Below are 9,101 nucleotides of genomic sequence, written 5' to 3' on the forward strand. Positions count from 1 at the left end.
GTCCTGCATTTTAAACTTCATAGTAAGGGTTCCTCCTAAGTTTGAGTTAGAGTCGTGTCTTACTCATATCTTACTGAGGAGCCCTATTTTTTTCAAAGCTCAAAAATAGCGATCTACAGGAATGCTATTCTGCTTTGTTAGAATTCATTAAGAAGAATTAAACAAAAAAAGGAAATTAATAACTCTGAATCAAGACGCATTTCAATTGTCTTTTAATTTTTCTTTTTCTACACGAATAAGAATTCTGTCATTGCCAGTTGAACAGCCACTTATCAAAAATTCAATTTCGCCTTGTTCATTTGCCCTATCAATGATTTCTGTACATACATCTTTTTCTTTTCCTTTATCGTTCCCAGCAAATTCATCGTGTGAATTATCGTAAGTATATTGAATAACGTTTCCATCAAAATGCAAGTCTTGGAATATAGGACCCCCTTCGTCCGTATATCCTGTAACTCGTAAAGTGTCTTCTTTTTTGTTAGTTAGGTTAATTAAGAACTGTTTAAATCTCTTTAGATTGACTACTTCACTGTGATAAACTACGTCGCCTCTTTTAATTGCTTCCTCTGAGTTGTATGCTTCGTTCTTCGAACAACCAATTATTATACTTATTACAAAGGAAATGAAAATTCCAGCAAATAAAAAGCTTCTCATTTCTCCCCCAATGTTCATTTTGTATTTTTTAGTTATATTCCAGACTATTAAATAGAATTCCTTCTTAAACTCCTCAGTTTAATACGATTTTCTAGCTAATACTCGCTTATTCGTAGGATTTCTTCCTGCCCCGTTAGTGAAACAAGCACATAGTAATACTGAAAAGGGAGAAACTAATCTTAGAGGTGAGTACATTGATGATTTTGAAGTCTTTTCTTGTTTTAAGTCTTTTATCAGCACTACAACCAGTCGAAAATCAAAATGTTACTTCCGCTCAACCTAATATAATTAGCCTTAATACTGAATATCCCCAAAAAGGTAATTGGGTTCTAATACCAAAAGGAATGAAAAAGATAACGTTTAATGTAAAAGCCGAGAACACTGAGACTGTCTTGTTTTGGTTAATGCCAACAGGTACAGAAACCTGGAATCAAAGAAAACTTATAGGATATGACATTAAAGAGGATGATAAGGATGAACAATTTACTTTAACCTGGAATTTTGACCAGCCATCCCTTCTTGACCACCTACATATTCAAGCATTAGGGGAAGGAATAGCAAATGATACGATTAATCTAATTATCGAGTAATAATACTAGTCCTTTTATACATTTTCAAAGGTCAAGATAGTAATCAGTCTTCGTGAATCTTCATCTCCTAACTTTGCATATTTTTCACTATCGGATAGAATTCCTATCTGCTTATCATTTGGTCCAACGTAAATTTGGTAAACAGCAGTTGGAGCTTTTTTTCCTTTTGTTTCGTCTTCTTCCGAATAAAAATAGACTATATAATCAGGATTTATTGTAGTGGACAAATTACCTTTCTGCCACTGAACTTTATTAAGTATGTCTTAACTTCGGTTACTTTGTCTAAATCAAGGATTGTTTTATGAGTTTCAAATTGATCATTTTCCTTATTACGCATATCCACCTTAATAATTTCTTGAGGTTCACTTATGCAGCCTGTTAACAGTAAGGTCATTAAAAATATTCCGAAGATAAGCTTTTTAAGCTTCATTGCTTTTCCTCCCTCCTCTTTATATAAACAGACGATTATTTCCTGTTAAAGGTGCTAATAGAGCCATCATCTTTATATGGCTTTCATCTGCTTATTCAACTAAACTGCATCGTATCTTTAACAAGGATTTTTTCCAAAAGCCTATTTATCTTTCCTGATCAACGAGCGCCTGTCAATTTCATAATGGAGAAACAATCTGCTTCGATATCCCTGTCTGGTGCTTGATTTTAAACCCGGGGTTCGTAATATATTCAATGTAATTTACCTCTCCCTTAAACTCCAGATAAGCTTGATAGCGAGTTCGAATAGCAGGATGTGTAATCAAGTCTAGAACTTGATCTTTCGCTACCCAGCGGCTATCAGTGGTTTCTTCAGAAACAGCTAACTGACCACCAACAGGTTGACATACGAAGTCAAAAATAACTTGTGTAGGAACATCAGTAACACCATCGTACCATTTAAAAGAACCCGTATTTGAATAGACACCAACTAAGTAGCTAACCGTCGTGCTAATTCCGCTTTCTTCTTTTATTTCACGAACCAAAGCGTCCATGAGATTTTCTCCGACTTCCACTTGTCCTCCAGGATAAACCCAACCACCGTCACGAGTTTTTACTAAAAGAATATTTCCTTCCGAATCTTCTACAAATCCACCAGCAGATACAATGTGTGTAGGAAATGGCATATTCAAACCTCCCTAATTCAGAAATTTTTGTTTATTAATTGCATATTAGCTCACCATTCCTTCCTCGTTTGTTTAATTAGGAAGAATTCAAATAGGTAGCCAATTTCCCCATGGGTCCATACCCCTATTAATTAATGACTTGTTTTGTAAGGATTGGTTTAATAATCAGTTTCCCAAGATCAACTGATGTCTCTATATAACCGATTATTTGATTGTTAGTAAAAACATTAAGCTTTTCATTGAGAAGGTCCTTATCGTACTCCATATCTCCTAATACATAAGGAACAAATTTTTCAACATCTATAGAAGTAATCTCCTCCAAATCTATAAATAGTTCCATCAACATCAAAAAATGCGATTTTATAACTCATTATAGAAACCCCTTTTTTCTTTCAAAAAATAAAGCACCTTTTAACAAATTGTACCAAATGAATTGAGTTTATTGTTAAAATAATCAATATATCTTTTAGGAGGGGATAATTTTGTTAGATATGTTTTTATATAATTGGCAGGTAAGAGAGGACTGGTTTAAATGGTGTAAGTCTTTATCCTTAGAAGAGTTACAGGCTGAAAGAATTGGCGGTATGGGAAGTATCTTAAAAAACCTTATCCATGTTATCGACTGTGAACTATTATGGATTAATTACATGCTTGAAGAACCTCATGACTATCCTGAAAAGAACTCCATTTCTAATTTAGACGAGGTTATAAGGTACTCTATATTTACAAAAACAATAACAGAAACATTCCTTCGTAATTTGACTAATGACTATGAAAACAAAAAAATACATATAAATGGTAAGGGAGGTACATATTATTCATTTACTTATGGTAAGATAATCCGTCACCTCATCACTCATGAAGTTCATCACATTGGACAATTATCAATTTGGTCACGGGAATTGGAACTTAAACCGATTTCTTCCGATCTAATTGTTAGGCAGTACGCTTAAAAAAAGGGCTCTCTTTTCTAATGAAAAGGGAGCTTTAATTAGCTTTATTAAGCTAAGCTGCCACGTTTGGTCAATAAAAAAAAGGTGCTTTATCCTTCCTGGATCAACGCACCCGTTAGTTGAATAACAACTTATCCTTCAACCATTTTCAAATATGGTATCTCTTTTTCACCAATAATTGCTATGTATGCAGGTGTATTTGTTTCGAATATCTTTGTTCCTATCGGCAATTTATTCGCTGTACCATTTTTAAACTTTGATGCCTTATCTGCTTGTTTTGATATTTCACCTACTTGCCCACCTAACTCATATTCCAATTCTGTTACCCATTCTACATCTTCTGCATTTGAAAACACATAACCATCAAGTAGAAATATATCAGCATCTTCATTTTTTAAATAATCTTTTGGGGTTGGATTACTGATTGAAGGACTACTCAAATAGTTATTATTACAACTAACTAAAAATATAATCAAGATACTAAGTGGCAGTATGCTTTTTGCAAAATTCATTATGATACCCCCTTATAAATAAAAGACGAGATCACTTTATAATTATTTCATTTCAACCACCCCCTTATTAAACATTACTGCTTCGTTTGTTCAATAAGTTCAACAAAAAGAGCGAGTATCCTAAGGGTCCGTCCCTTTACATCTCAGACTAAACAACCTTATTAGCAGCAAGTCTTTATTAAGTTCCTCGGTTAATCTATTTCAATTTATTTAATAATAATTCTTTATGGGGTGTTGATAGTTGCATCAATTCATATTTCCCCTGGCTGATTAACCTCTTAAGTTTACTTGCTTCATTCCTCGCTTGATCGTAATGTTCTTTCTCAATAATTCCTTCTAATAAAGCCTCTTCAAGTTCATCAGCATCTTTTTCAAATAACTCTCCAGAAGGTAATACAACAATATCTATAAATAAATCATCCATCCAAGGATTGTTATTATCTATCCCGTTACAAAGACAAATGTCTATATACCATTGAACAACATCGCAATTGGCATTAAACATGGTTGTTACGGAGTGGTTTTTATCCATAGGAAATTGTTGAAGCCACAAATATCCTTGATCAGCTATTCAAATATTTTTATTTCCATAACCTACGATTAACGGTTCAGTTACCTGATTTATATACAATAAAGTTATATATCCCTTAAATTCTCTTGTATCAAGAAAAGATTGAGCATATTTTCTTTGTAACACTCTGCTCCATCCGGAACGGCTACCATATTTCCTCTTTAGCATCCTTCTGCCCCCGACTTTGTTTTTCTCATTCTCATTCGGAGAAAGAGCCTCCGTTAACACAATAAGTAAATTCAACAAAAAGTGCATTAATCCTTCTTGGAACAAATCCCCCACATCCTTGATCAACCTTTTTTAAAAAGTAATTTCAGGGACTCAATTAATAGAATAATCCTCCTTCCTTTGTACAAAATACTGATGTTCAAAAGGAGGTGTTTACATGCCTAATCAAAATGATAATAAGTTCAGAAAAATTCAATCTGAAAGTTTTAAGCAAGGAAAATCACAAGAGGAATATGCTGCGGAGCTTGAAATGAACAAGTTAAAGAGCCAGAAGAGGAAGTAGCCGTATGAATACAGGCAGGAGATTGGTTCCTGCCTTTTACCTGCAACAAAAAACAGCCAACCAGCCAGATTACCGGTCGGTCAGCTGTAAAAAGAACTATTTTACCAGAAGAGATTCTTGGATTTCCTTAAGCATTTCCTCAAACTGAGCCTCATCATGAAAATCCTCAGTTTCCCAGTTGGTCAAAATCCAATGGACAAGCTCTGACGAGGAGTTGAACACCTCGCCGCTTGAGTCTGCTTTTTTGATCATATACCGCCCATTGTCCTCATCAATCGTGACTTCACAAGGAAAAACATTATCCCGGCACCTTAAGAAATATTCCATCGTTCAACCCTCCCCTTCCTTCTAAGCACCCGTTTTTTGCTGCTTCATTAACAGGACCGAAAAATACTTCCGTGCATCTGGCGTTAAAATTTTTAATGTTTCATTCTCACCCTGTGCATTTTCAAACTCCACGAATGCTCCACTCAAATTCTCTACGACATTCTTGATTCGATAGCCCTGCTGGATCATGAAGTCCATCCGGTCTCTCTCTTGTAAAAAATCCTGATACTCTGACAAAGACTGCACTCTCCCTCCATTAAGTATTTATTGGATTTGTTGCCTCAGGAACAATGACCATATCCAGTCCTTCTTCCACGACCCAGTCACGCCCAACCGAGATGCCTAAATACTTTTCATCACTTGGGTCTTCAATTTCGGCCTGCTTATATTTCTCAAACCACCAGTATTTTGCAAGAACATAGTAGACGACCGCACCGACTGCAAAACCGACGATAAAAGAATACGATGGAAAATAATAAGCAGCTGCGCCGCCGACCACCCATGCAAACAGTCCAGCCAGGTTAAAGCCATTCATATATCTAAACTGGCCATCATTTTCATATAGATCCTGTACATTCACTCTTCTTTTACGAAGCACATAGTAATCGGTGAATAAAATACCAACGATTGCCGAAAGAATCCCGCCGATGACAAGCAAAGCAGGAATGATGATGCCAAACAGACTCCAAGGCTGAACGATAATTCCAACAACACCAGCCATGATGACCCCAATCCAGAATGGCACCCTTGGACCTCCAACATTGGAGAAAATCGTAGCGGCAGGAATGACGTTCGCGGAAGTATTGGTTGACCATTGAGCCAGCACAATCATCAGTAATAATACGCCTAAAATAAATCCGCTCGCAGCCTGCTGCAGTCCGACTATTGGATCATAGTTCAAAACAGCCACATAAGAAACGGCACCAATGATCACCATGAATGTATTTACGAGAGGCATCGCGATGACACTGCCCGCAAGCTGAGCTTTATTCCGCTTGAACCAATTGCGCTCATTTTTAGGCGCTTTAAAGAATCTCGACAATGAAGGCATATCCGCAGCGAGTGTTGCCCAGAATCCCATATTTGCCATGACGACAACCATAAATGCGGTGAAGGCAGCTCCACCTGTTACCGGGCTTTCCACCCACACCCAAATATCTCTTCCTTCTGCCAGTGCTTTGTCAGAAAGAGCCACATACATCCATGAAGAAATTATGATGATGATGGGTGCAGCCAAATCGGCAAACCGCTCGACAGCTTTAATGCCAAGCGCTGTATTCACAAGCTGCACGGTTGCGAATAACACGAAACAGATAAACCAGTTATCAAATCCATAAAGTAAATTTAAAATACCATTGATCGCTGTTGCTCCAAAATAGGTGTTGATCCCGAACCAGCATGACGCGGTAATTCCTCGAACTAATGATGGAATGTGTGTACCGAATGTACCGAACGGCGCCCTCATATAGACAGGAAACGATAGTCCATGTTCAACCCCTATATCACCAATGATCGTCATGAATATTCCAATCGCTACCGAGCCTATTAGCGTAGCAACAATCACCCACCCTAACGGCAAAGTTTGGATCCCGGATCCACCAATGGCAAAGGCGGCTAAAACAACAGCCATCCCTACCCAGATAACAGCAAATCCAAAGGCACCGATCTTCCTGTCATCATGCGAAATCGGCAGCAAATCTGGCGACTTTAAATAGTTTCCTTTTTTACTCATTCAGACACCCCCAAGAATAAATATACACAATTTTCTGAATTCAAATGACGGAGATTATCAACTAAAAGACACAACTGGCTTGGCATTGATCTTCTGTTCCACCTCCTTCTCTTCATAACAACCAAAGCTATGAGCTATCAAACCATTACCAGCAGCAAGGGGATTCCCCCCTCACTGTGGTTTATGGATCTTAATGGATGGCTGCCGCGAATTCTTCTATACTGTTGCAGGGTGTCTGGCAGAATTATAAAGTTAGGGATTCCCTTGTACTTTTTGTGTTGCTTTCACCATATTTTGCCCGTTTTAGATACTGTCCGGTGCCTGGCTTTCCAACGAAGGTTTTATCACGGATGACAAACTCCCCTCGAGATAACACGGACACAGGCTCACCAGTCACTTTCATTCCTTCAAATGCGCTATAATCGACAGCCAAATGGTGGGTTTCAGCAGAAATCGTTCTCTCGACAGTCGGATCAAAAATCACAAGATCCGCATCTGCCCCAACAGCGATTGTTCCTTTCTTCGGATACAAACCAAACAGCTTAGCAGCTCTTGTAGAAGTTACCTCAACGAATTGGTTTAGTGAGATTCTTCCCTTCAGGACTCCCTCAGAGAACATAATGGAAACACGATCCTCGACGATAGGCCCGCCGTTTGGAATTTTGGAAAAATCGCCTCTTCCTAGCTCCTTCTGTCCTTTGAAATCAAACGAGCACTGATCCGAGCCAACTGTTTGCAGCTGACCAGTCTTCAAGGCGTTCCATAATGCATCCTGGTTCCACTTTTCCCGAAGCGGCGGTGACCACACATACTTTGCGCCTTCAAAGTCTGGCTTTTCCAGGTAGGATTGATCCAATACAAGGTACTGAGGGCAAGTTTCACCCCAGACTTCGATTCCCTTATTTCTCGCTTCGGCAATTTTTCTTGATGCATCCGCACAGGAAACGTGAACAACATAAAGCTGGGACTTCGCCAGTCCGGTAAAGGTTGCAGCCCGTTCAGTCGCTTCCCCCTCCACTTCTGCAGGTCTGGTCAATGCATGGTAGATCGGATCGGTATTTCCCTGCGCCAATGCCTGCTTTGTCAAATACTCAATAACATCACCGTTTTCGGCATGAACCATAACAAGGGCGCCGAGTTCCTTAGCAGCCAACAAAGTCTTAAATAACGTTTCATCATCAGCCTGAAGCACATTTTTATAAGCCATAAAGACCTTAAACGATGTAATACCCTCTTCATCAATGACAGCAGGCAGCTGGTTTAAAACTTGGTCATTAATTTCACCGATCATTAAATGGAAGCCATAATCAATAACTGCCTTCTCCTTTGACTTGGCATGCCAAGTTTCGATCGCATTTTTTAAAGGAACCCCTTTATTCGTTAAGCAAAAATCAATAACGGTCGTCGTACCGCCAAACGCCGCCGCAATCGTACCCGTTTCAAAATCGTCCTTCGTAACCGTCCCGCCAAATGGCATATCAAAATGAGTGTGCGGGTCAACACCACCAGGGAAGACATAGCAGCCCTTCGCATCGACAACCTCCACTCCCTGCGTTGGCAGGTTTTCCCCAATCATGCTGATCACGCCATTTTCAATTAAGACATCCGCCTGGTACGTATCCGTTGCTGTAACGATTGTTCCGTTCTTTATCACTTTATTCATCCATTTTCCTCCTTAAAAGAAAGCTATTTTTATTGATCTTCTTAAATAAAGATAGCGATTTGATTCGGGCACATTCATATTACCGTTTCGGAGCTTTGCAACAGTCAAACCCACTATTATGTGTAAAATCATTCCTTTGGAAAGTTACCGGTTTTTCTCTTTCCTCACCTAACTGGACACATTTCTCTTCTTTATGCGCCCCGCTTCTACATTCCCTCACCTAACCGGGCACATATTTCTTCTTTATGTGCCCCGTTTCTACATTCCCTCACCTAACCGGGCACATATTTCTTCTTTATGTGCCCCGTTTCTTCATTTCCCCACCTAACCGGGCACATTTATCTTTTTTATGTGCCCCGTTTCTACATTCCCTCACCTAACCGGGCACATATTTCTTCTTTATGTGCCCCGTTTCTTCATTTCCCCACCTAACCGGGCACATTTATCTTTTTTATGTGCCCCGTTTCTACATT

15 protein-coding genes are annotated in these 9,101 nt (G+C 38.8%); 3 read left to right on the forward strand and 12 right to left on the reverse strand.

The genetic code is table 11. The features are described from left to right. Nucleotides 1–201 precede the first annotated feature (201 nt). Nucleotides 202–654 carry a DUF4362 domain-containing protein gene (locus tag M3204_RS23295; RefSeq protein ID WP_251488996.1) on the reverse strand — a complete coding sequence of 151 codons (453 nt, stop codon included), beginning with the start codon at nucleotides 652–654 and terminating at the stop codon, nucleotides 202–204. 197 nt (nucleotides 655–851) lie between these two features. On the opposite strand from M3204_RS23295, the gene M3204_RS23300 reads away from it, so the two are divergent. After that, complete coding sequence (locus tag M3204_RS23300) at nucleotides 852–1,244, forward strand: hypothetical protein (protein WP_251488998.1); 393 nt, start codon at nucleotides 852–854, stop codon at nucleotides 1,242–1,244. A 14-nt stretch (nucleotides 1,245–1,258) separates the two neighbouring features. Here M3204_RS23300 and M3204_RS23305 read toward each other — a convergent pair whose 3' ends face one another. The 4 genes from M3204_RS23305 to M3204_RS23320 all read right to left on the reverse strand — a co-directional run bounded on the left by M3204_RS23305 (nucleotide 1,259) and on the right by M3204_RS23320 (nucleotide 2,624). After that, on the reverse strand, nucleotides 1,259–1,471 hold the full coding sequence (locus tag M3204_RS23305; protein WP_251488999.1) for a hypothetical protein: 213 nt from the start codon (nucleotides 1,469–1,471) through the stop codon (nucleotides 1,259–1,261). Then, on the reverse strand, nucleotides 1,456–1,674 hold the full coding sequence (locus M3204_RS23310) for a hypothetical protein (RefSeq protein ID WP_251489000.1): 219 nt from the start codon (nucleotides 1,672–1,674) through the stop codon (nucleotides 1,456–1,458). Before M3204_RS23310 ends, M3204_RS23305 begins: the two co-directional genes overlap by 16 nt. A gap of 178 nt (nucleotides 1,675–1,852) precedes the next feature. Beyond that, complete coding sequence (locus M3204_RS23315; protein WP_251489002.1) at nucleotides 1,853–2,359, reverse strand: NUDIX hydrolase; 507 nt, start codon at nucleotides 2,357–2,359, stop codon at nucleotides 1,853–1,855. 127 nt (nucleotides 2,360–2,486) lie between these two features. Then, nucleotides 2,487–2,624 carry a hypothetical protein gene (locus M3204_RS23320; protein WP_251489003.1) on the reverse strand — a complete coding sequence of 46 codons (138 nt, stop codon included), beginning with the start codon at nucleotides 2,622–2,624 and terminating at the stop codon, nucleotides 2,487–2,489. Between the two features lie 226 nt (nucleotides 2,625–2,850). Between M3204_RS23320 and M3204_RS23325 the strand changes: the two genes are divergently transcribed. Then, nucleotides 2,851–3,312 (forward strand): DinB family protein, encoded by a 462-nt coding sequence (locus tag M3204_RS23325; protein ID WP_251489013.1) that lies wholly within the window; start codon nucleotides 2,851–2,853, stop codon nucleotides 3,310–3,312. 131 nt (nucleotides 3,313–3,443) lie between these two features. On the opposite strand, the gene M3204_RS23330 is transcribed toward M3204_RS23325, so the two are convergent. The 3 genes from M3204_RS23330 to M3204_RS23340 all read right to left on the reverse strand — a co-directional run bounded on the left by M3204_RS23330 (nucleotide 3,444) and on the right by M3204_RS23340 (nucleotide 4,668). Then, nucleotides 3,444–3,824 (reverse strand): hypothetical protein, encoded by a 381-nt coding sequence (locus tag M3204_RS23330; protein ID WP_251489004.1) that lies wholly within the window; start codon nucleotides 3,822–3,824, stop codon nucleotides 3,444–3,446. A 196-nt stretch (nucleotides 3,825–4,020) separates the two neighbouring features. Continuing rightward, entirely contained in the window at nucleotides 4,021–4,377 is a 357-nt protein-coding gene (locus tag M3204_RS23335) for a DUF402 domain-containing protein (protein WP_251489007.1), read from the reverse strand. A gap of 18 nt (nucleotides 4,378–4,395) precedes the next feature. Then, nucleotides 4,396–4,668, reverse strand: a complete 273-nt coding sequence (locus M3204_RS23340) for a hypothetical protein (protein ID WP_251489008.1) — start codon at nucleotides 4,666–4,668, stop codon at nucleotides 4,396–4,398. A gap of 112 nt (nucleotides 4,669–4,780) precedes the next feature. Here M3204_RS23340 and M3204_RS23815 point away from each other — a divergent pair, with 112 nt between their 5' ends. Continuing rightward, the gene (locus M3204_RS23815; RefSeq protein WP_285857145.1) at nucleotides 4,781–4,906 is read left to right on the forward strand and encodes a hypothetical protein; all 126 of its coding nucleotides are present in this window, start codon (nucleotides 4,781–4,783) and stop codon (nucleotides 4,904–4,906) included. Nucleotides 4,907–5,002: 96 nt separating this feature from the next. Here the strand turns inward: M3204_RS23815 and M3204_RS23345 are convergent, their stop codons facing one another. The 4 genes from M3204_RS23345 to hydA all read right to left on the reverse strand — a co-directional run bounded on the left by M3204_RS23345 (nucleotide 5,003) and on the right by hydA (nucleotide 8,628). Further along, nucleotides 5,003–5,233, reverse strand: a complete 231-nt coding sequence (locus M3204_RS23345) for a hypothetical protein (RefSeq protein WP_251489009.1) — start codon at nucleotides 5,231–5,233, stop codon at nucleotides 5,003–5,005. 21 nt (nucleotides 5,234–5,254) lie between these two features. Then, nucleotides 5,255–5,479, reverse strand: a complete 225-nt coding sequence (locus M3204_RS23350) for a hypothetical protein (RefSeq protein ID WP_435367745.1) — start codon at nucleotides 5,477–5,479, stop codon at nucleotides 5,255–5,257. A 10-nt stretch (nucleotides 5,480–5,489) separates the two neighbouring features. Then, on the reverse strand, nucleotides 5,490–6,965 hold the full coding sequence (locus M3204_RS23355; RefSeq protein WP_251489011.1) for an NCS1 family transporter: 1,476 nt from the start codon (nucleotides 6,963–6,965) through the stop codon (nucleotides 5,490–5,492). Nucleotides 6,966–7,209: 244 nt separating this feature from the next. Beyond that, nucleotides 7,210–8,628 (reverse strand): dihydropyrimidinase, encoded by a 1,419-nt coding sequence (gene hydA, locus M3204_RS23360; RefSeq protein WP_251489012.1) that lies wholly within the window; start codon nucleotides 8,626–8,628, stop codon nucleotides 7,210–7,212. Nucleotides 8,629–9,101: the final 473 nt, after the last annotated feature.

This window comes from Mesobacillus subterraneus (genome assembly GCF_023715485.1).
Lineage (GTDB): Bacteria > Bacillota > Bacilli > Bacillales > Cytobacillaceae > Mesobacillus > Mesobacillus subterraneus_B.